We start from the raw sequence: 21195 nt of genomic DNA, 5'->3' as shown, positions 1-21195 counted from the left end.
CACGCCTGCCCGCAGCTGAGTCTTTCAGGGGCGCGACGCGCCCCCTACCTCACTTCTCCCCCGACTCCACCCTCTTCTTGAGTCCCGCCAGCGCACGGTCGATGATGACCTTCTCCGCCTTGCGCTTGATCATCCCGAGCATCGGGATCTTGACGTCCACCGTCAGCGAGTACGTGACCTCGGTCGCGCCCGCGCCCGCCGGCTTGAGGAGGTACGAGCCGTCCAGGGACCGCAGCATCTGGGACTTCACCAGCGTCCAGGAGACCTCGTTGTCACCGGTCCACGTGTATCCGAGGACCTGGTCGTCCTTGATCGCGCCGGCGTCCATGACCAGGCGGACCTGCTCGGCACGGCCCTGGGCGTCGGCCTTCAGGACCTCCGCCTCCTTCACCTCGCCGGTCCAGTCCGGGTAACGGGCGAAGTCGGCGATCACCGCCATGACGTCCGCCGGGGCCGCCTCGATCGTGATGTTCGAGCTGGTGTGTTCCGCCATCGCCGTGGCTCCTCCAGATGCGGGCCGGTGGGACCGGTGGGACCGGTAAAGGGGGTCGGCGTGCGCGGGCGTGCGCACGCGTGTGCCGCGTGAAGGCTACCGCGCGTCCGACCAGCCGACTTCACCCCCTGTCCGGGGTCGTCACCATTCCAGCGCCCAGGGCCGTCCGGTGCCCGCGAAGTGCCCGACGTTCACGCACTCGGTGGCCCCGATCCGCATCCGCTTCACCAGCGGCTGGTGGACATGTCCGAAGAGCGCATACCGGGGGCGGGTGCGGCGGATGGCGTCCAGCAGCGCCCGGCTGCCCCGTTCGAAACGGCGCGCCACCGTGTCGTACACCAACTCCGGCACCTCCGGCGGGATGTGCGTGCAGAGCACGTCGACCTCGCCGAGCGCCTCGATCTTCGCCGCGTACTCCTCGTCGGAGATCTCGTAGGGGGTGCGCATGGGGGTGCGCAGCCCGCCGCCGACGAAGCCGAAGACCCACCCGCCGATCTCGACCCGCTCGCCGTCCAGAACGGTGGTGCCCGGGCCCGCGTACTCCCGCCACAGCGGCGGCATGTCGACATTGCCGTACGTCGCGTACGTCGGGGTCGGGAACGCCGCGAACATCTCGGCGTACTGCTTGCGCACCGCCTTCTCGATCGCCGTCGCCCGGTCCATGCCGATCCCGCCCCAGAGCCGGGCGCCGAGTTCCCGTGCCTCCTCGAAGCGGCGGGCGGTGCGGAGTTCGACGAGGCGGTCGGCGTTCTCGACGCCGAACAGGTCGGGGAAGATGCCGCGGGAGTGGTCGGCGTAGTCGAGGAAGAGGACGAGGTCGCCGAGACAGATCAGGGCGTCGGCCCCGTCGCCGGCCCGGGCCAGGTCACGGGCGTTGCCGTGCACGTCGCTGACCACGTGGACGCGGGTCCTCGGGATGCCGGTGGGTGTGGCTGCCATGGTGATCAAGGGTAGGCCTGTGCGGCAAACGTGAACAGGCGATGGCCGCACCGGCGGTTACTGGTCAGTCACTAAGGCCGTGGACTACCGTACGCGAAGGAACACCAACCCGTGTGACGCACCGAACATCTCGCCGGACCCCCCTGTCGAAGAAGCCATACCGGCGGGTAACGTCCGGGCAGTCCAGTCGTGCTCAGGATTTCAACCAACGGATCTTCCAGCCCGTGGCGAAGCCCTGAGCACCTGCCCGAGCCTTGGACCGCACCGTCGCATCGCACAACGTCGTGGCGTCGGCGCCCTATGAGGAGCAGCAGTCTTGCGCGAGTTCAGCCTTCCGGCTTTGTACGAGGTCCCCGCGGACGGCAATCTGACCGACATCGTCCGCAGAAACGCCGCGCAGCATCCGAACGTCGCCGTCATGGCCCGCAAGGTCGGCGGGGTCTGGACGGACGTGACCGCGACCGCCTTCCTGGCCGAGGTGCACGCGGCCGCGAAGGGCCTCATCGCCTCCGGCATCCAGCCGGGCGACCGGGTCGGCCTGATGTCCCGCACCCGGTACGAGTGGACGCTCCTCGACTTCGCGATCTGGAGCGCCGGCGCGGTCACCGTGCCGGTGTACGAGACCAGCTCGCCGGAGCAGGTGCAGTGGATCCTCAGCGACTCCGGCGCGACCGCCTGCATCGTCGAACTCGACAGCCACACGGCCGCCGTCGAGTCGGTGCGCGAGACGCTGCCCGCCCTCAAGCACGTCTGGCAGATCGAGGCCGGCGCGCTGGAGGAGCTGGGCCGGCTCGGCCAGGGGGTCACCGACGCCACCGTCGACGAGCGCAGCGCGCAGGCGAAGGCGGACGACCCGGCGACCATCGTCTACACCAGCGGCACCACCGGGCGCCCCAAGGGCTGCGTCCTCACCCACCGCGCCTTCTTCGCGGAGTGCGGCAACATCGTCGAGCGCCTGCGCCCCCTGTTCCGCACCGGTGAGTGTTCGGTCCTCCTCTTCCTCCCGCTCGCGCACGTCTTCGGCCGGCTGGTCCAGATCGCCCCGATGATGGCGCCGATCAAGCTGGGCTGCGTCCCGGACATCAAGAACCTCACCGACGAACTGGCCGCCTTCCGGCCGACGCTGATCCTCGGCGTCCCGCGCGTCTTCGAGAAGGTCTACAACTCGGCGCGCGCCAAGGCGCAGGCGGACGGCAAGGGCAAGATCTTCGACAAGGCCGCGGACACCGCGATCGCGTACAGCAAGGCGCTGGACACCCCGTCCGGCCCGGCCCTCGGCCTGAAGATCAAGCACAAGACCTTCGACAAGCTCGTCTACAGCAAGCTGCGCGCGGTGCTCGGCGGCAAGGGCGAGTACGCCATCTCCGGCGGCGCCCCCCTCGGCGAGCGGCTGGGCCACTTCTTCCGCGGCATCGGCTTCACGGTCCTGGAGGGCTACGGCCTGACCGAGTCCTGTGCGGCGACCGCGTTCAACCCCTGGGACCGGCAGAAGATCGGCACGGTCGGGCAGCCGCTGCCCGGCTCGGTGATCCGCATCGCGGACGACGGGGAGGTGCTGCTGCACGGCGAGCACCTGTTCAAGGGGTACTGGAACAACCCGGCCGCGACCGCCGAGGCGCTGGCCGACGGCTGGTTCCACACCGGGGACATCGGCACCCTGGACGAGGACGGCTACCTCAGGATCACCGGCCGCAAGAAGGAGATCATCGTCACCGCGGGCGGCAAGAACGTCGCCCCGGCCGTGATCGAGGACCGGATCCGCGCGCACGCGCTGGTCGCGGAGTGCATGGTGGTGGGCGACGGGCGGCCGTTCGTGGGCGCGCTGGTCACCATCGACGACGAGTTCCTGGGCCGCTGGGCGGACGACCACGGCAAACCGGCGGGCTCCACCGCGGCGTCGCTGCGTGACGACCCGGATCTGATCGCGGCGATCCAGGCCGCTGTCGACGACGGCAACGCCGCGGTGTCGAAGGCGGAATCGGTGCGGAAGTTCCGCATTCTGTCCTCCCAGTTCTCGGAGGAGTCGGGCCACCTGACGCCGTCCCTGAAGCTCAAGCGCAACGTGGTGGCGAAGGACTACGCGGACGAGATCGAGGCCATCTACCAGAAGTAGCGGGGCACTCGGGGTGTGCTCAGAAGTCCTGGGCGAGAACCCGTTCCATCGTCCGCTCGGCGAGCGCGGTGATGGTGACGAACGGGTTCACGCCGATGTTCCCGGGCACCAGCGAGCCGTCCGTGACGTACAGCTTGGAATACCCCTTGACCCTCCCGTAGTCGTCGGTCGCCTGCCCGAGTACGCAGCCGCCCAGCGGGTGGTAGCAGAAGTCGTCCGCGAACACCTTGCTGGACGAGCCGAACAGGTCGTACCGGTAGATCGTGGCGTTGGCCGTGTTGATCCGGTCGAACAGTTTCTTGGCCATGGCGACCGAGACCGCGCTCTGGGCCGCGGTCCAGCCCAGCTTCACCCCGCCGCTCGCGGAGTCGTAGGTGAAGGACGCCCGTTGGGGGTTCTTGGTGATCGCCAGGTAGAGGCTCACCCAGGTCTCGAACCCGATGGGCAGCGGGGCGATCTCGGCGAAGACCGGGTTGTCGGTGTTGGCCCAGTCGTCGATGCCCATGACCGGCATGGTCGCCTGGTTGGCCCCGGTGGTGTCCCAGATGTGGTTCGCGCGCCCGAGCATGGTGTTGCCGTTGGTGCTCCAGCCGCCTCCCACACTGGAGTTGAGCGCGGGCAGCGCACCGGTGTCCCGGGCCCGGACGAGCAGCTCGGTGGTCCCGAGGCTCCCGCCGCCGAGGAACAGGTAGGTGCAGCTGTACTGCTTGCTCTCGACGACGTTCCCGCTCGTGTCGATCCGGTCCACGCTCAGCACGTACGAGCCGTCGCTCGCCTTCGTGATGGTCTTGACCTTCTCCAGGGTGTGGATGGTGACGTTCCCGGTGCCGAGGGCGGCGGCGAGGTAGGTCTTGTCGAGGCTCTTCTTGCCGTAGTTGTTGCCGTAGATGACCTCCTGGGCGAGCGCGGACTTGGTGGCGGTGCCGGCGGCCTCCTGCTGCATGTAGCCGAAGTCGTAGACGTTGGGTACGAAGGTGGTCTTGAGCCCGGTGTTGGCGGCGGCCTTCCGGGACGTCCGGGTGAACTGGTACCACTCGGTCGACTCGAACCAGGTGGAGTCGATGGTGTTGACGCCCAGCATGGTGCGGGCGCGCGGGAAGTACGTGTTGTACATCGCGCTCGCGTCCACGGTCGGGAACTGCTCGGCGAAGTACGACTGGAGCGGGGTGACCGCCATCCCCCCGTTGACCAGCGACCCGCCTCCGACACCGCGCCCCACGTACACGGACATGTTGTCGTAGTGGACCCGGTCGAGCACCCCCGCGTAGGAGGCGATGTCCTTGTTGACGACGTCCAGCCAGAGGAAGGTGGCGAGCGGCGCCTCGGTGCGGGTCTTGAACCACATGGAGCGCTTGTCCGGGGCGGCGGTGGAACAGAAGATCTTGCCGTCGGAGCCGGCCGTGTTCCACAGCTGGCCCATCTCGATCATGACGGTCCGGATCCCGGCCTGCCCGAGCCGGAGCGCGGCCACGGCCCCGCCGTACCCGGAACCGACCACGATGGCCGGGGCGTTGGTGACGTCGGCCGCTTCCTCGGCGGCCTGCGCCGACTGGAGTCCGACACGGGTGAGACCGGCCGCGGCGGCGGTCTGGAGGGCGATCATGCCCAGGATGTGACGTCTGGTCAGCTGACGCTGCATCAGTTTTGCTGTCATGCGCGCAGCATGTGCGGATTTTCCGGTTCCGCCTAGCCCTGCGACAGGGTTAGTGACAACGCGCCCCCGAAGGGGCGCGGGGCTGTTGTTTGACATGCGGCTGCCGCCGCGTGGGCGCGACCAGCCACAACGCACCCGCGGACGAAACGCGACCCAACCCTCTACAACAACGCCTTCAGCCTCTCCGCAAGGAGATCCCACCGCCACTTCTCCTCGACCCACCGCCGCCCCCGCTCCCCCATCCGCTGCCGCAGCTCGGCGTCTCCCAGGAGCGCCACGATCCGCTCGGCGGCCTCCTCGGGGGACCCGCCCCGCACCACCCACCCGGTCTCCCCGTCGAGCACCGCGTCCGGCGCCCCGCCCGAGTCCCCGGCCACCACCGGCAGGCCCGTCGCCGACGCCTCCAGGTACACGATCCCGAGCCCCTCCACGTCCAGCCCGCCCCGCCGGGTCCGGCACGGCATGGCGAACACGTCACCCGCGCCGAAGTGCGCGGGCAGCTCGGACCACGGCACGGCCCCCGTGAACCGCACCGACGCCTCGACCCCGGTCTCCCGGACCAGGTGCCGCAGCTCCTTCTCGTACGGCCCGCCGCCCACGATCAGCAGCACCGCGTCCGGCTCGGCGGCCAGGATCAGCGGCATCGCCAGGATCAGCGTGTCCTGCCCCTTGCGCGGCACCAGCCGCGACACGCACACGACGACCGGCCGCTCGCTCAGCCCCAGCCGCGCCCGCACCTCGGCGCCCCCGGAACCGGGATGGAAGGTCTTCTCGTCCACCCCCGGCGGCAACTGCACCATCCGCTCCGCCGCCTCCGCACTCAGCGCGGTCGCGATCCGGGACCGTGTGTACTCGCCGAGGTAGGTGACCGTGTCGGTCGCGTCCCCGATCCGCCCGAGCAACTGCCGGGCCGCGGGCAGCTGCGCCCAGCCGGCCTCGTGCCCGTGGGTGGTGGCGACCAGCCGCTGAGCCCCGGCCTTGCGCAGCGCCGGCGCCATCAGCCCGAGCGGAGCCGCCGCCCCGAACCACACGGACGTGCACCCGTGCTCCCGCAGCAGCCCGACCGCCGTCCGGGTCGCCCCCGGCGTCGGCAGCAGCATCGTCGTACGGTCGCGTACGACGGTGAAGGGCTGCTCGGCGTCGAACGCGGCGGTGGCCTCGGCGCCCTCCCGGCCCCGCTTCCACGTGGACGCGTAGACGACGAGCCGCTCGGGGTCCAGCCGCAGGGCCATGTTGTGCAGGAAGGCCTGGATGCCGCCCGGCCGGGGCGGGAAGTCATTGGTCACGATGAGCGTCTTGTGCATCGCCGCAGACCATACCCGCACAGGGCGTTCGGCCGTGCTTCATGGCCCCCGCACAGGACGTCGGGAGATCATGTGGCCCACTCGACACGGCGATGCCGACGGACAGGGGCTCAGGTGGACAGGACGGGCGTGCGGCGGGCCCTGGCGTTGCTGCTGGTCACCTGGGGTGCCACCCGGCTGGTGCTGCTGCTGTTCGTCCTGAAGGTGTTCGTGTTCCCCGGCGCGGACGTCACCACCGACGTGTCCGTCATCTACCAGGGCTGGTACGAGGTCCTGCGGCACGGAACGTTTCCTCTGGACGACGTCACCTGGCAGTACCCGCCCGCGGCCGCCCTGGCGATCCTCTCCCCCGCGCTGCTGCCCTTCCTGGACTACCCGACCGCCTTCTTCGTGCTGGCCTGCCTGGCCGACCTGGTGGTCCTGTCCCTCCTGCTCTACGCCGGCGTGCGCCCCGGCCGGACCCTGCGCGGCGCCCTGGTCTGGGTGCTCGGTGTCCCGCTCCTCGGCCCGACCGTCTACTCCCGCTACGACCTGATGGTCACCGCCGTCGCCGTCGCCGCGCTGCTCGCCGGGGCCCGGCACCCCCGGGTCATGGGCGCGCTGGCCGGCTTCGGCGCGATGGTCAAGGTGTGGCCGGCGCTGCTGCTCGTGGGTGCCGTACGGCGGCGGGCCTGGGCGTCGGCGGCCGTCACGGCGGGCGCGGTCGGCACGCTGTTCGCGGTGGCCATGCCGGGCGCGTTCTCGTTCCTGACCTTCCAGCGGGACCGGGGCACCGAGGTGGAGTCCCTGGGCGCGCTGGTCTTCCACGTCGCCCGGCACTTCGGCTGGCACGGCGAGGTGCTGCTCAACTACGGCTCGATCGAGTTCCTCGGCCCGGACGTGCAGGCGGTGAGCACGGCGGCCCTGCTGCTCACCGTGCTCGCGTTCGGCTGGCTGCTGCTGTGGCGGCTGTCGGCCGTCCGCTTCCGGCCCCACACGCTCGCGGACGCGGCCTTCACCGCCGTCCTGATGTTCACGGTCACCAGCCGGGTGATCAGCCCGCAGTACATGGTGTGGCTGGTGGGCCTGGCCGCCGTCTGCCTCTGCTTCCGCGCCAGCCGCATGACCCTCCCGGCCGTCCTGCTCCTCCTGGCGACCTTCGTGACGGTCCTGGAGTTCCCGGTCGGCTTCTCGCACGTCGTGGTCAGCGACTGGTACGGCATCTTCCTGCTCGTCCTGCGCAACGGCCTCCTGCTCGCGGCGACGGTCACGGCGGCCCGCGTGCTGTGGCGCGCCACGGTGACCGAGACCGCCGTCGCCCCCTTCCCCGCCCAGGCCACCCGCACGAAGGAGACCCCGGTCTCCCCCTGAGCCCGGGTGCGGCCCGTTCAGTCGCCGAGCTGGGCCGTCAGGTAGTCGCGCCAGCGGGCGGTGAAGTCCGGCAGGGTCGTGCCGAGTTCGGTCTTCAGGGCGTCCTCGACCGCGCCCGCGCGCTCCCTGTGCGCGCCGACGGCCCGGTAGAAGGCGCCGAGCTTCTCCTCGCCCCAGTGCCCGGCGATCATCCGGCAGGCCAGCCAGCCGCCCTCGTAGGCCTCGGCCAGTTTGGTGGGGTCGTCGGTGAAGCCGAAGTCCTGGTCCGCGGGGAGGTTCTCGGGGAGGTCGCCGGCCTCGACGGCGCGGGCGAGTTCCGGTGCGGCCTCGGTGGGCGTGCGGCCGGTGTCGCGGTAGCCGATCCAGTCGGCGTAGCCCTCGGAGAGCCAGAGCGGGGTGGCCGCCGTGGTGTGGGCGCGGGTCGCCACGTGGGTCGTCTCGTGGGTGAGGACGACCTGTCTGCCGACCGAGCCGAGGCCGGCGTAGGCCTCCGGGTTGAGGATGACCCGGTCCGCGGGCGTCTGACCCGAGCCGCCCGCCTCGCCGGTGGTGACGGCGGCGATGCCCCGGTAGTTGGAGGCGGGGGCGCCCAGCAGGCCGGCCATCCCGTTCAGCGACCCGGGTACGAGCAGGACCACCCGCCGGGTCCAGTCCGTGCCCCAGACCTTGGAGACCTCGGGGACGGCGGTGTCCGCGAGCCGGGCGTAGCCGCGCAGCGTGGCCCCGGACTGGCCGACGCCCAGGACGAGGGCGTGGGTGCTCCTGACGGCGGTGACCTTGCCCTGGTCCCAGAGTTGCTGCGCGGACTTCTTGGCGGGCTTGTCGTATGTGACATACCACTGTCCGTCGGCGGTGCGGCTGAGGGTCAGTGTCCGGTCCGCCGTGACCGGTGCCTTGTCGTAGCCCTGGATCCGGTAGCTGAGCTGTGCGTCGGCGGTGGCGCCGGCGCCGTCGGGGTGGAGGGCGGTCAGCCGGTAGCTCCAGTCGGCGAGCGGTACGGCCCGCAGGTCCGCGTACGAGCTCCGGGTGCCGGTCTCGGCGTACGCCTTCTCGTCGTGGCCGAGGACCGCGGCCGCGCGGCGGTCCAGGACCTGCTGCACGGCGGCCATCGCCGTGCCGGTCGACGACTGCCCGCCGCCGCATCCGGCCAGCGGCAGGAGCAGCAGACACAGCCCCGCCGCCGCTGAGCGCCACGCCCGTCCATGACCAGCCACTTTCCGATCGTACGGGTCGGGGCCCGGAAGTCAGGGCCTGGTGACGGAGGAGACGGGCATCATTCCGACCGGGTCGTAGCGGACCGGGGCGCCCGGATAGGGGGCGTGGATGACCTGGCCGTTGCCGACGTACATGGCCACATGGCTGGCGTCGGAGCGGTAGACGACCAGGTCACCGGGTTGCGCCTGGGAGAGCGGGACCTGGTGGCCGGCGTAGCGCTGCTCCTGCGAGGTGCGCGGGAGGTGGATCCCGGCATGGGCGTACGACCACTGCATCAGGCCCGAGCAGTCGAAGCCGGAGGGGCCGCTGGCGCCCCAGACGTAGGGCCTGCCGAGGGCGGAGCGGGCGGCGGCGATCGCGGCGGCGGCGCGGCCGTCGGGGGCGGCGACGCCAAAGAGGTCGGGCAGGTCGGCCCGGCCGTCGCCGCGGGAGGCGTGCTCGAAGGCGGCGCGGTCGGCGGCGGGCATCGCGTTGAGGAGTCGCCGGGCCCTGGCGAGCTTGTCCTCCACGACGGCCTTGTGGGAGGCGACCGCGCGGCGGCTGTGCTCCAGTTCGGCGAGCTGCCCGGCGGCCTCGGTGCGCTCCTGGGCGAGTTCGCGCATCGCCGCCTGGAGCCGCCTGAGCTGTCCGGCCTGGCGGACGTCGATGCGGTCGAGGAGGGAGGCCCGGTCCAGGTACTCCTGGGGGTCGTCGGAGAACAGCAGGGCCACGGTGGGGTCGATGCCGCCGGAGCGGTACTGGGCGCCGGCGAGCGAACCGAGCGCCTCCCGCATGGTGTTGATGCGCTGCTGCTGGCGGGCGATGCGGTCCTGGGAGTCGTGCACCTCGCGGCGCAGCGTGCCGGCCCGCTCGTCGGCCTTGTCGTAGGCCTGGGTCGCCTCCTCGGCCTGCCTGTACAGCCGGTCCACCTCGGCACGGCTGTCGGCGTGCGGGGCGGCGCTCGCCGGTACGGCACCGAGCGCGGCGGCCGCGGCCGACAGCACGCAGAGAGCGGCACCGGCGCCCCGGTTGAATCCGGACGACGGTGCGAGACGGCGATGAGACCCCACAGGAAACGGCACCCCTTCCGTTTGTCGGACGCCGACGGTCTCCCCCGGGTACAGGGGGAAACGCGCCAGACATTGACGCCCTCCCCCGCCCGAAGACGGGGAATTCCGGTCCGCACCGCACAGCGGCGCCACCACGGGTTCCTGTTTCACAGGCCGCCGCCAACCCATGAGGGCTGGTCCTACGTGGCCTCCGCAGGCGTGACTTCCCGCCCGTCCGGCGGTAGGTCCGACGACTCGGTCGCCGAACGCGGCGATGCTAGCCATACGACCGGCCAACGGCCAAAGACCTCCGCGGCCACGGAAACGTGACGCCCCGCCGCTGACGCAGGTCACCGGCGGGGCGTGGAGTCAGTTCCGGTTGCCGCGATTCGCCCGTTCGGGCGCCACGGCAAGTTGATCTTCGGCCGTACGGGTGTCGGCGTAACCCGGTGGGGTCAGATCAGATCCGGACGCCGAACTCGAAGGTCATGTTGCTGATCGACTCGTAGCGGACGACGGCGCCGGTGTGCGGGGCGTGCAGCACCTGTCCGTTGCCGGCGTACAGGCCGACGTGGTGGTAGTCGCCGTAGAAGATGACCAGGTCGCCGACCTTGAGGTCGCTCTGGCTGTAGATGCGGGTGCCGGCGTTGGCCTGCGCCTCGGAGGTGCGCGGGATGGTGACGCCGGCCTGGGCGTAGGCCCAGGAGGTCAGACCCGAGCAGTCGAAGGAGGACGGGCCGGAGGCGCCGTAGACGTACGGCGAGCCGATCACGGACTGGGCGGCGGCGAAGGCGGCGGCGGCCCGGCTGGAGGCGGAGCCCGTGTTGCCGAGGTCCACCCGCGAGGAGGCGCGGCTGGCGGCCTGGGCCTGCTCGGCGTCGAGGGCCGCCTTCTCCTTGGCGGTCAGCGTGTTGAGCAGCTTCTGCGCGTCGGCGAGCTTGGACTGGACGGCGCTCTTCTGCTTGGCCAGCTCGGTGCGGGTGGCGGAGAGGTCCTTGAGCTTGTCGGAGGCCTCTGCCCGCTCCTGGGCGAGTTCGCGCTGTTTGTCCTGAATCTTCTTCAGGGCCTCGACCTGCTGGCTGCTCAACTGGTCGAGCGTGGACGCCTTGTCGAGGTAGTCGTCCGGGTCGGACGAGAGGAAGAGCTGGACCGACGGGTCGATGCCGCCGGAGCGGTACTGCGCGGTGGCCAGCGAACCGAGGCTGTCCCGCAGCTTGTTGAGCTCCTCCTGACCACGGGCCACGTTGTCCTGGATCGTGGATATTTCCTTCTGCAGCTTCTGCTGCTTGTCCTTGGCCCCGTCGAGCTTCTCGGTGGCCTGCTCGGCCTCCTCGTAGAGCTTGTCGACCTTCGCCTTGACCTCGTCCTTGCTCAGCTTCTCGCTGGGCGCCGCGTTGGCGGCGTTGGCGCTGAGGACTACGGCGGCGGCGGCTGCGGTGGTGAGCACGGTCACGCGCGCACGACTCGGCTGCTTGGGTCGACGATGGGACGCCACGGAGACGGGCTCCTTCGTTTGAGTGATCACCCGTGTGGAGGTTCGAGGCCAGACCCTAGTGACCTACCTGTGATCAGTTCAAACCCAGCAGCCAAAAAAGTCGTCACGCAACGCACTCTTTGCATATAACTCACGAGCAGTAATGCGCGATTGACGCTACGTTGCGTGACGGTTCGGTCAATTCGGGCATTGCATATGCGGATTGCACGTTCAGGACAGTCTCTTCAGAAGCATCGCAGAAGCCACCGGACGGGCACCCGCCTTCGCGACCCCGTCGGCGACCTCCCGGTCGGTCGAGGCGACGATCACCGGGCGGCCCGGCGGCTCGGCCCGCACCAGCTGGCGGATCAACTCGTCGGCCGTGACACCGGGCTTGGAGAAGAGGACGCGGACGCCGCGCGGCGGGGCGAGGAGCACCGGCGCGGCCAGCTCGGCGCCGTCGAAGACACAGGTGACCTCGGCGCCGGTCTGGGCGGCGAGCTGGGAGAGCTGGCCGAGCAGCCGCAGCCGCTGCTTCTCCAGCGGCATCTGCGGATAGCCGGTCTTGGTCACGTTGTAGCCGTCGACGACCAGGTGCGCCTGGGGAAGGGCGAGCAGCTGGCTGAGGATGGCCGGGTCGTTCTCGGACAACGCACGCGCCGCGATGTCCTTCGGGGTCATCCGTCCCGGTTCGACCGCATCCACGGTCTCGGCGGGCCGCACCGACACCGGCGGCAGGGCCAGCTCCCGGCGCAGCCCCTGGGCCGCGTCGAGAACGGTGTCGAGCAGCAGCCGCAGCCGCATGTCCTCGACGCTGCGTCCCTCGCGGGCGGCCCGGCGGCTGGCCTCCAGGGCCGCCTCGACCTCGCCGAGCCGGGCCTTGAGCCGCCGGGTCTCGCTCTCGGCGGCGGACACCTGGGCCTGCCCCTCGGTCCGCCCCGCCTCCATCCCCGCCTGCATCTTGCGCAGGGCGGCCTCACCGCGCTTGACGTCGCTCAGGGCGGCCCGCAGCTTGCGATGAAGCGATTCCGCTTCCCTCTTGGCCGCGTCCAGCTCGGTGCGCAGCCGCTCGGTCTCGGCGCGGCCCTGCTCCCGAGCCCGGTCCAGCTCCTCGCGCAGCCGCTCCAGTTCGGCACGGCTCTCCTCGTCGGCCCGCTCGGCGTCGGCCCGCTGGGCCTCCTCGCCGGCCGCCGCCACCAGCTTCACCCAGCCCGTGGGACGCAGTACATAGGCCGCGGCCGCCACATCGAGCGGGTCCGCGGCCGGGGGCGGGGAGCCGGAGTCCAGGGCGCCGGCCAGCTCCGGCTGGGCCTCTCTCAGCTTCTCCCCGATCCGCTGCCGGAAGAGGGTGTCCGTCTCCAGCGCGGCCGCCATCGCGTTCCCGGCGAACTTGGCCCGGCGATTCGGGGCGAACCGGGCGTACTGCCGCAGCTGTGCGGGCAGTTCGGCGAGGGTCAGCCCGCCGAAACCGTCCGACACGATCTGCACGACCCGCCGTCGCACACCGTCGGGCAACGGACGGTCAAGCACCTCGGCGGTGCCGTCGCCCGGCCCCCCGCCTGTGGTCTCCACCATCCGTCACACCCCATCACCTGTGCGGGGCCGCTCCCGGTCTCAGGAGTCGGCGCCCGGCCTGTCCACGAGTTCCACCTGGTCCACCGCGTTGCACCAGCGGCAGCGCACCGATTCGATGGTCTCACTGACCACCTCGCGCTCCTCGACCCTGGGCTCACCGGCCAGGTCGAGGTGCACGTACTCGACCACCTTCGACGAGCGGGTCACGTCGAAGCGCGTGAGGTTGCCGCAGAGGGTGCAGCGCCACCGCGTCGTGGCGGTCGGCAGGGGAACCGTCATCGTGGCTTGTTCGCTTCCTTCTAGTGTCCGTGACGCGCCGTCCCGACGCGTGTGGCTCGTAACCCTACGGCCTGGCGGGTACTCGATGCCGCCCCGTCTGCGGCGGCGAGGCGATCTGCACCGGTGCATCCCGTTACGCCATGCTCTATGTCCATGATCGGCAACTGGAACACGACGGCCGCGCGGACCCTGCGGAGCCTGCGGGGCACGTCCGCGCCCATGACGTACACCCTGATCGCCGTGTGCTGCCTGATCTTCGTGCTCGGCCCCGCCTCCGGCCTCACCCCGTCCTACGGCACCGGAGAGGCCCTGGCGGCCGCGCAGCGGGCGTACTTCCGGCGCTGGGGGGTGGTCCCCGCCGGCCTGTTCGACGGTCCGGCGCGGGAGGCGCTCACCCCGGCCACGGCGCTGTTCATCCACGGCAGCTGGGTGCACCTGCTCGGCAACATGCTCTTCCTCTTCGTCTTCGGGGCGATGACCGAGGAACGGATGGGCCGCGTGGAGTTCACACTCTTCTACCTCGGCTGCGGCTACCTCGCGCTGCTCGGGTACGCGGCCGCCAACGCCACGTCCCCGCAGTCGCTGGTGGGGGCGTCCGGTGCGATCTCGGCGGTCCTCGGCGCGTTCCTGTACCTGTTCCCCAGCGCCCGCGTGACCAGCCTCCTGCCCTTCCTCTTCTTCCTCCCGCTCCGCTTCCCGGCCTGGGTGGTCCTCCCCTTCTGGGCGGCCCTGCAGTGGCTGGCCCTGAACGACGCCCCCTCCGGCCCCGGCGTGGCCTACCTCGCCCACCTGATCGGCTTCGGGCTCGGGTTCGGCTACGCGTGGGTGCGGTACGGCCGTAGGACTAAAGTGAAGGTCGCCCCAGCTCCGGCACCCGAGGGAGAGAACCAGCCGTGATCACCGCGATCGTCCTCATCAAGACCAGCGTGGACCGGATCCCCGAGATCGCGGAACGGATCGCCGCGCTGGACAGCGTCAGCGAGGTCTTCTCCGTCACCGGTACCTACGACCTGATCGCCATGGTCCGCGTCAAGCAGCACGAGGACCTGGCCGAGGTCATCCCCGGCTCCATCAGCAAGATCCCCGGCGTGGAGGCCACGGACACGCACGTCGCGTTCCGCACGTACTCCCAGCACGACCTGGAAGCGGCGTTCGCGATCGGGCTGGACAGCTAGTAAGCGCCGCCGACTGCAGCGCGCCCCAAAGGGGCGCGTTGATCAGACCGCCGGGACGCAGCGGCCTTCCTCCGTGCGGTACGACCACTTCGCGCCCTCGGTCACCAGTTCCCGCACGGCGTTCACGAAGCGCTCGACATGCTCGTCCGGCGTCCCCGCGCCGAAGCTCACGCGGATGGCGTTGAGGGACTTCTCGCCCTGTGCCGCCTCCGGCGCCCCGCACTCGCCCTGGGTCTGCGGGTCGGACCCCAGCAGCGTCCTGACCAGCGGGTGGGCGCAGAAGAGGCCGTCGCGGACGCCGATGCCGTACTCGGCGGAGAGGGCGGCGGCGAAGTGGGAGCTGTTCCAGCCGTCCACCACGAAGCTGATCACGCCGACGCGGGGGGCGTCGTCGCCGAAGAGGGAGAGGACCCGGACCTCGGGGACCTCGGCCAGCCCCGCCCGCACCTTCTCGATCAGGTACCGCTCGCGGGCGACCAGCGTGTCGAAGCCGGCCTCGGTGAGCGCCTTGCAGGCGGAGGCGATGGAGTAGGCGCCGATGACGTTCGGGGAGCCCGCCTCGTGCCGCGCCGCGCTCTCGTGCCACTCCACGGCCACTCCCCCGTCCTCGCGCCTGGTGACCTTGCGGCTGGCGCCGCCGCCCGCGAGGTAGGGCTCGGCCGCCAGCAGCCAGTCGGCGCGGCCGGCGAGGACGCCGGAGCCGAAGGGGGCGTACAGCTTGTGGCCGGAGAAGGCGACCCAGTCGACGTCCAGGTCGCGGACGGACACGGGGTGGTGCGGGGCCAGCTGGGCGGCGTCCAGGACGATCCGGGCGCCGTGCGCGTGCGCGGCGGCCGCCAGCTCGCGGACCGGCCACAGCTCGCCGGTGACGTTGGAGGCACCGGTGACGCAGACCAGGGCCGGGCCGTGGGGGTCGCGGTCGGCGAGGGCCTTCTCCAGGGTTTCGACGGCCTGCGCCGGGGTCCGCGGGGCGTCGAGACAGGTGACCCGGGCGTCCTTCCAGGGGAGCAGGCTCGCGTGGTGCTCGGTCTCGAAGACGAAGACCTGGCAGTCCGCGGGGAGGGCGCGGGCCAGGAGGTTCAGGGAGTCCGTCGTCGAGCGGGTGAAGACCAACTGGTCGTCGGGGCGGCAGTCGAGGAACTCGGCGACGGTCTTCCGGGCGTTCTCGAAGAGGTCGGTCGACAGCTGGGAGAGGTAGCCGGCGCCGCGGTGGACGCTGCCGTAGTACGGCGCGTAGGCGGCCACGTCGTCCCAGACCCGCTGGAGGGCCGGGGCGCTGGCCGCGTAGTCGAGGGCCGCATAGGTGACCTCACCGCCGGTGACGAGCGGGACGGTGACATCACACCCCAGAACGGGCAACGGGGCACAAATGGTCTGTACGGAGGCGACGGTGGAGACGGACATGGCGGAACTCCCGTGAGAGGCAAGGCGGAATCGCCGTGCGAGCGCGCGGACGAGCGCGGCTCCAGCACGGAGAAAAAGGAAAAGGGGATGCGGAGGCGGGGCTCTGCGGCCCTATCGCATTCGCTTGCTCACGGGAGGCTCCTCGACGACCAGGACCCCTGGTGTTCGAGGGGTCCGCGCTTGCCGTGGACCTCGCTGCCCACGGCCTGGTCCTCACCCGGGGCACCCCGCCACGGACGGAGGGTTGCCGGACAGTCGGCCGGGGCCTCATGACTGTCACTCATGACCTGGAAGGAAACGTAGGTGAAGTGATCGCCGACGCGCAACTCCTGTCCGGATGACGGGACGGGGGTCTGGCCGGCCGGCACCGCCGAAGAGGAGGTGTGTGGCTGATCGCCGTCGCGGCGGAAAGAATCTCGAGCACCGGCGATCAGCCGCGACGACGGAGCCCGGCAGTGCCGGACCCCTCGCCGCCTCTACTTGTGCGTCGCCGCCGCCCAGCGTTCCAGTGCGCGCTTGGCCGCGCCCGAGTCGATCGACTCCGCGGCCTTGTCCATGCCCGCCCGGAGTTGCCCGGCGAGCGTCCCGGCGCCCGGGTCGAGGGCCACCAGGGCGGCCGCCGAGTTCAGCAGCACCGCGTCCCGTACCGGCCCCTGCTCGCCGTCCAGCAGCCTGCGGGCGACCTCCGCGTTGTACGACGGGTCGCCGCCCCGCAGCGCTTCCACGGGGACCAGGTCGATGCCGACGTCACGGGGGTCGAAGGTCTCCTCCGTGACCTTGCCGTCGCGGACGATCCAGACGTGGGACGTGGCGGTCGTCGTCAGCTCGTCGAGGCCGTCGTCGCCGCGGAAGACCAGGGCGGAGTTGCCGCGCTCCGCGAAGACGGCCGCGACCACGGGGGCCATGCGCGGGTCCGCGACGCCGACCGCCTGGGCCCGGACCTTCGCGGGGTTGGTCAGCGGACCGAGGATGTTGAAGACCGTGCGGATGCCCAGCTGGCCGCGGGCGGCTCCCGCGTGGCGCAGCGCCGGGTGGAACTTGATGGCGAAGCAGAAGGTGATGCCGGCCTCCTCGGCGACCTCGGCGACCCGCTGCGGGGTCAGGTCGAGGTTGACGCCCAGCTTCTCCAGGACGTCGGAGGCACCGGACGCGGAGGAGGCCGCGCGGTTGCCGTGCTTGACGACCTTCGCCCCGGTGCCGGCCACCACCAGCGCCGACATCGTGGAGATGTTCACCGTCTTGGCGCCGTCCCCGCCGGTCCCGACGATGTCGACGGTGCGGCCCGGCACCTCGATGACGTTGGCGTGCTCGTACATCGTGCGGACGAGGCCGTTGATCTCCTCGACCGTCTCGCCCTTGGCGCGCAGGGCGACGACGAAGCCGGCGATCTGGGCGTCGGTGGCCTGGCCGCGCATGATCTGGTCCATCGCCCAGGCCGTCGCCTCGGCGCTCTGGTCCTGCCCGTACAGCAGCGCGTTCAGTACGTCGGGCCAGGAACGGCCCGCCGCGGTGTCGCCTCCAGCGGGGGTCACAGCGCTCATAGGGCCGCTCCTGATCGTCGTACGCGAAATGAAGGTCTCACGGCCTACCCTATCCAGCTCCGGGCACCGCGAAGGGCCCCCGTCCGCGGTGCGGACGGGGGCCCTTCGGCTGTGGCGTGGCGACGCGGTGGATCAGTGGTGGCCGTGGCCGCTCGTGATCTCCTTGTACTCCTCGACGGTCGGCTTCGGGATCTGGTTGTCCTCGCCGTAGTAGGCGCTGCTCAGCTTGGCGCGGAGCTTCTCGGACCCCTTGATCTTGCGTTCGACGCCGTTCTCGTCGACCGCCGGGCCGACCTGGGCCGGCTCGTACTGGTGGTGCGCGGTGAGGGTGTGCAGCTGCTCCTGCGAGAGCGGCTCGTGGACCTCGATGAACTCACCGTGCGGCAGCCGCTTGATGATGCCGGTCTCGCGGCCGTGCAGCACCTTCTCGCGGTCCCGGCGCTGCAGGCCGAGGCAGATGCGCTTGGTCACGATGAACGCGATCACCGGTCCGGCGAAGAAGAAGATCCGGACGAACCAGGTCACGTCGTTGATCGACAGGTGGAAGTGGGTGGCGATGAGGTCGTTGCCACCACCGATCAGGCCGATCATGTACACGGTCACCCAGGCGACGCCGAACCCGGTACGGGTCGGGGCGTTGCGCGGCCGGTCCAGGATGTGGTGCTCGCTCTTGTCGCCGGTGACCCAGGACTCGATGAACGGGTAGAGCGCGATCGCGCCCAGCACCAGCCCGAACAGGACCAGCGGGATGAAGACGCCCAGGACCAGGGTGTGGCCCCAGAAGTTGATCTCCCAGCCGGGCATGTAGCGGATCAGGCCCTCGGCGAAGCCCATGTACCAGTCGGGCTGGGCGCCGGTGGACACCTGGTCCGGGCGGTAGGGGCCCATGGCCCAGATCGGGTTGATCTGGGTGGTCGCCGCGATGGCCGCGATGACACCGAAGACCAGGAAGAAGAAGCCTCCGGCCTTGGCCATGTAGACCGGCAGCAGCGGCATGCCGACGACGTTCTTCTCGGTCTTTCCGGGGCCCGCGAACTGCGTGTGCTTGTGGTAGAAGACCAGGATCAGGTGGCCCACGACCAGGCCGAGCATGATGCCCGGCAGCAGCAGGATGTGGATCGAGTAGAACCGCGCCACGAAGTCGTGGCCGGGGAACTGCCCGCCGAAGAGGAAGAACGAGATGTACGTGCCGACGATCGGCATCGACAGGATGGCGCCCTCGGTGAAGCGGACACCGGTGCCGGAGAGCAGGTCGTCCGGGAGCGAGTAACCGGTGAAGCCGGTGAACATGCCGAGGACGAACAGCAGGAAGCCGAACAGCCAGTTGATCTCACGCGGCTTGCGGAACGCGCCGGTGAAGAACACACGCATCATGTGCACGAACATGCCGGCGAGGAAGATCAGCGCGGCCCAGTGGTGGATCTGCCGGATGAGCAGACCACCGCGCACGTCGAAGGAGATGTGCAGGGTCGAGTTGAACGCCTCGGACATCAGCTGTCCCTGGAGCGGGACGTAGCTGCCGTGGTACACCACCTCGTTCATCGACGGGTGGAAGAACAGCGTCAGGTACACACCCGTGAGGATGATGATGATGAAGCTGTACAGGCACACTTCGCCCAACATGAACGACCAGTGGTCGGGGAAGATCTTGCGCATGTTGGACTTGGCCAGGGAGTAGATCCCGAGCCGTCCGTCGGCCCAGTCGGCGACACGCTCGCCGGCCGGTGCCTTCCCGCGCTCGCGGGACTCTGAGTTCTCTGAAGTGCTCATCCGCGCTCCCAGAATGCAGGACCGACGGGCTCCTCGAAGTCGCCGAGCGCCTGGAGGTAACCCTCTTCGCTCACGCCGATGCGCAGCTGCGGCAGGGCGTGACCGGCCGGGCCGAAGATCACTCGGGCTCCGTCGGAGAGGTCGAAGGTGGACTGGTGGCACGGGCAGAGCACGTGGTGGGTCTGCTGCTCGTACAGGGAGATCGGGCAACCGACGTGGGTGCAGATCTTCGAGTAGGCGACGATGCCCTCGTGCGACCACTCCAGCTCGCGCTTGTCCTTGATGTTGTCCGGCTGCAGCCGGATGATCATCAGGGCCGCCTTCGCCATCACGTTCTGGAAGTCCTCCTGGGACTCCTCGACGCCCTCGGGCTTGGCGAAGGTCAGCGAGCCGACGGCGACGTCGGAGGGACGCAGCGGCTCGTTGGTGTTCATGTTGACGAGCAGCTTGCCCTTCGACCACGCCGTGTGGCGCAGCGAGGTGCCGGGCAGCGGGCCGAGGTCGCGCAGCAGCACGACGCCGGAGAGCGGGACCAGGGTCAGCGCGCCGAACATGGTGGTGCGGATCAGCTTGCGCCGGCCGATCGCCGACTCCTTGGCACCCTGCTTGAAGTCGGCCAGGACCTTGGCCTTGACCGCCGGCTCGGCCGAGATGGCGTGCCGGTCGTCGGCGACCTCCACGTCGGACATCAGGGTGCGGGCCCAGTGGACCGCGCCCGCGCCGATGCAGAACAGCGCCGCACCGAGGGTCAGGCCCAGCGCGAAGTTCAGCGCGCTGATGTGACCGATCGGGAAGACGAAGATCGACTTGTCTTTCGGGATCGTCACATAGGAGGCGATGAAGCCGACCGTGGCCAGCATCGACACCGTGAACAGCATGGCCACGACGCGCTCGGACCGCTTGGCGGCCCGCTCGTCGATGTCCTGGATCCGGTGCTCGTGCGGCGGCAGACCGGGATCCGAGAACGGGTCCTTCTCGTCCGCCACCGTCACGGCGGTGTGCGCGTGCGCGTGGCCCTGCTCAGCGGGCAGGTTCTCTTCTGGAATGTCTTGGCTACTCATGACTTCTTGGCCTTTGCGGTCCGAGCGGCGACCCAGACGGCGACCGCGATCAGTGCACCGAGACCGAAGATCCACGCGAACAGACCCTCGCTGACCGGCCCGAGGCCGCCCAGGTCGAGACCGCCGGGGTTCTCCGTGTTGCTGCTGTTGACCGCGTTCAGGTACGCGATGATGTCCTTCTTGTTCTTCTCCGTCAGCGTGGTGTCGGGGAAGGACGGCATGTTCTGCGGGCCCGTCTGCATGGCCTCGTAGATGTGCTTCGGGTCGACACCCTTCAGGTCCGGCGCGAACTTGCCCTTGGTCAGCGCACCGCCCGAGCCCACGAAGTTGTGGCACTGCGCGCAGTTGGTGCGGAAGAGCTCGCCACCCTTGGCGATGTCGGCACCGTCCGGGCCGTACTGCTCCGAGGTGGGGACCTCGGGACCGGCGCCCAGCGAGGCGATGTACGCCGCGAGCTGGTCGATCTGGGCCTGGGTGAAGATGTTCTTCTTCGCGACGACCTGCGGGCCCTGCGAGGTGGCGGCCGGCATACGGCCGGTGCCGACCTGGAAGTCCACGGCCGCGGCGCCCACGCCCACCAGGCTGGGGCCGTCGGACGAGCCCTGCCCCCCGGTGCCGTGGCAGCTGGCGCAGCTGACCGAGAAGAGCTTCTTGCCCTCCTCGATGGTCAGGGACTGGGATGTTTCATCGGCCTGCGCCTTGCCCGCGGGTGCGAACGCGGCGTACAGCCCTCCTGTGCATGCCAGCGCGAGGAGTAGGACGACGACCGCCGCCAGCGGATGGCGTCGTCGTGCGGAGAGCTTTTTCACGGATTACCCCG

The 21195-nt window shown here is 70.3% G+C and carries 18 protein-coding genes and 1 riboswitch; of the genes, 4 read left to right on the top strand and 14 right to left on the bottom strand.

Annotated elements, in window-relative coordinates; all coding sequences use genetic code 11:
• Window positions 1-49: 49 nt before the first annotated feature.
• Together ABZ887_RS06310 and ABZ887_RS06305 are read right to left on the bottom strand one after the other, a co-directional pair.
• Window positions 50-493 carry an SRPBCC family protein gene (locus tag ABZ887_RS06310; RefSeq protein ID WP_361283470.1) on the bottom strand — a complete coding sequence of 148 codons (444 nt, stop codon included), beginning with the start codon at window positions 491-493 and terminating at the stop codon, window positions 50-52.
• A 141-nt stretch (window positions 494-634) separates the two neighbouring features.
• Window positions 635-1432 carry a metallophosphoesterase gene (locus ABZ887_RS06305; RefSeq protein ID WP_361283468.1) on the bottom strand — a complete coding sequence of 266 codons (798 nt, stop codon included), beginning with the start codon at window positions 1430-1432 and terminating at the stop codon, window positions 635-637.
• A 316-nt stretch (window positions 1433-1748) separates the two neighbouring features.
• On the opposite strand from ABZ887_RS06305, the gene ABZ887_RS06300 reads away from it, so the two are divergent.
• The gene (locus tag ABZ887_RS06300; RefSeq protein WP_361283466.1) at window positions 1749-3545 is read left to right on the top strand and encodes an AMP-dependent synthetase/ligase; all 1797 of its coding nucleotides are present in this window, start codon (window positions 1749-1751) and stop codon (window positions 3543-3545) included.
• Between the two features lie 19 nt (window positions 3546-3564).
• On the opposite strand, the gene ABZ887_RS06295 is transcribed toward ABZ887_RS06300, so the two are convergent.
• The gene (locus tag ABZ887_RS06295) at window positions 3565-5148 is read right to left on the bottom strand and encodes a GMC oxidoreductase (RefSeq protein WP_361284582.1); all 1584 of its coding nucleotides are present in this window, start codon (window positions 5146-5148) and stop codon (window positions 3565-3567) included.
• Between the two features lie 212 nt (window positions 5149-5360).
• Complete coding sequence (locus ABZ887_RS06290) at window positions 5361-6503, bottom strand: glycosyltransferase family 4 protein (protein ID WP_361283464.1); 1143 nt, start codon at window positions 6501-6503, stop codon at window positions 5361-5363.
• A gap of 114 nt (window positions 6504-6617) precedes the next feature.
• Here ABZ887_RS06290 and ABZ887_RS06285 point away from each other — a divergent pair, with 114 nt between their 5' ends.
• Window positions 6618-7853: a glycosyltransferase family 87 protein gene (locus ABZ887_RS06285; RefSeq protein WP_361283462.1), complete on the top strand. Its 1236-nt coding sequence runs from the start codon at window positions 6618-6620 to the stop codon at window positions 7851-7853.
• 17 nt (window positions 7854-7870) lie between these two features.
• Here the strand turns inward: ABZ887_RS06285 and ABZ887_RS06280 are convergent, their stop codons facing one another.
• The 5 genes from ABZ887_RS06280 to ABZ887_RS06260 form a co-directional block, all read right to left on the bottom strand.
• Window positions 7871-9067: a hypothetical protein gene (locus ABZ887_RS06280; protein ID WP_361283460.1), complete on the bottom strand. Its 1197-nt coding sequence runs from the start codon at window positions 9065-9067 to the stop codon at window positions 7871-7873.
• A gap of 30 nt (window positions 9068-9097) precedes the next feature.
• Window positions 9098-10117, bottom strand: a complete 1020-nt coding sequence (locus tag ABZ887_RS06275) for an NlpC/P60 family protein (RefSeq protein ID WP_361283458.1) — start codon at window positions 10115-10117, stop codon at window positions 9098-9100.
• Between the two features lie 439 nt (window positions 10118-10556).
• Window positions 10557-11591, bottom strand: a complete 1035-nt coding sequence (locus tag ABZ887_RS06270) for an NlpC/P60 family protein (RefSeq protein WP_361283456.1) — start codon at window positions 11589-11591, stop codon at window positions 10557-10559.
• A gap of 210 nt (window positions 11592-11801) precedes the next feature.
• Window positions 11802-13145 (bottom strand): NYN domain-containing protein, encoded by a 1344-nt coding sequence (locus ABZ887_RS06265; protein ID WP_361283454.1) that lies wholly within the window; start codon window positions 13143-13145, stop codon window positions 11802-11804.
• Window positions 13146-13184: 39 nt separating this feature from the next.
• Window positions 13185-13424, bottom strand: a complete 240-nt coding sequence (locus ABZ887_RS06260; RefSeq protein WP_189947664.1) for a hypothetical protein — start codon at window positions 13422-13424, stop codon at window positions 13185-13187.
• Between the two features lie 153 nt (window positions 13425-13577).
• Between ABZ887_RS06260 and ABZ887_RS06255 the strand changes: the two genes are divergently transcribed.
• Both ABZ887_RS06255 and ABZ887_RS06250 read left to right on the top strand, forming a co-directional pair.
• Window positions 13578-14321 (top strand): rhomboid family intramembrane serine protease, encoded by a 744-nt coding sequence (locus ABZ887_RS06255; RefSeq protein ID WP_361284579.1) that lies wholly within the window; start codon window positions 13578-13580, stop codon window positions 14319-14321.
• Window positions 14318-14599: an Lrp/AsnC ligand binding domain-containing protein gene (locus ABZ887_RS06250; protein WP_089101146.1), complete on the top strand. Its 282-nt coding sequence runs from the start codon at window positions 14318-14320 to the stop codon at window positions 14597-14599. Before ABZ887_RS06255 ends, ABZ887_RS06250 begins: the two co-directional genes overlap by 4 nt.
• 42 nt (window positions 14600-14641) lie before the next feature.
• Here ABZ887_RS06250 and ABZ887_RS06245 read toward each other — a convergent pair whose 3' ends face one another.
• The 5 genes from ABZ887_RS06245 to ABZ887_RS06225 form a co-directional block, all read right to left on the bottom strand.
• Entirely contained in the window at window positions 14642-16003 is a 1362-nt protein-coding gene (locus tag ABZ887_RS06245; RefSeq protein ID WP_361283452.1) for an aminotransferase class V-fold PLP-dependent enzyme, read from the bottom strand.
• Window positions 16004-16174: 171 nt separating this feature from the next.
• Window positions 16175-16291, bottom strand: a riboswitch (SAM riboswitch).
• A 188-nt stretch (window positions 16292-16479) separates the two neighbouring features.
• Entirely contained in the window at window positions 16480-17544 is a 1065-nt protein-coding gene (trpD, locus tag ABZ887_RS06240) for an anthranilate phosphoribosyltransferase (RefSeq protein WP_361283450.1), read from the bottom strand.
• A 132-nt stretch (window positions 17545-17676) separates the two neighbouring features.
• Complete coding sequence (locus tag ABZ887_RS06235) at window positions 17677-19314, bottom strand: ubiquinol-cytochrome c reductase cytochrome b subunit (protein WP_361283448.1); 1638 nt, start codon at window positions 19312-19314, stop codon at window positions 17677-17679.
• A complete protein-coding gene (locus ABZ887_RS06230) occupies window positions 19311-20375 on the bottom strand; it encodes a Rieske 2Fe-2S domain-containing protein (RefSeq protein ID WP_361283446.1) in 1065 nt (354 codons plus the stop codon). The genes ABZ887_RS06235 and ABZ887_RS06230 overlap by 4 nt, the downstream gene beginning before the upstream one ends.
• The gene (locus tag ABZ887_RS06225) at window positions 20372-21184 is read right to left on the bottom strand and encodes a cytochrome c (RefSeq protein WP_361283444.1); all 813 of its coding nucleotides are present in this window, start codon (window positions 21182-21184) and stop codon (window positions 20372-20374) included. The genes ABZ887_RS06230 and ABZ887_RS06225 overlap by 4 nt, the downstream gene beginning before the upstream one ends.
• Window positions 21185-21195 lie beyond the last annotated feature (11 nt).

The organism is Streptomyces sp. NPDC047061, from assembly GCF_040643955.1.
Lineage (GTDB): Bacteria > Actinomycetota > Actinomycetes > Streptomycetales > Streptomycetaceae > Streptomyces.
The sequence above is the reverse complement of the archived record's forward strand: the minus strand, read 5'-3'. Positions and strand labels throughout refer to the sequence as shown.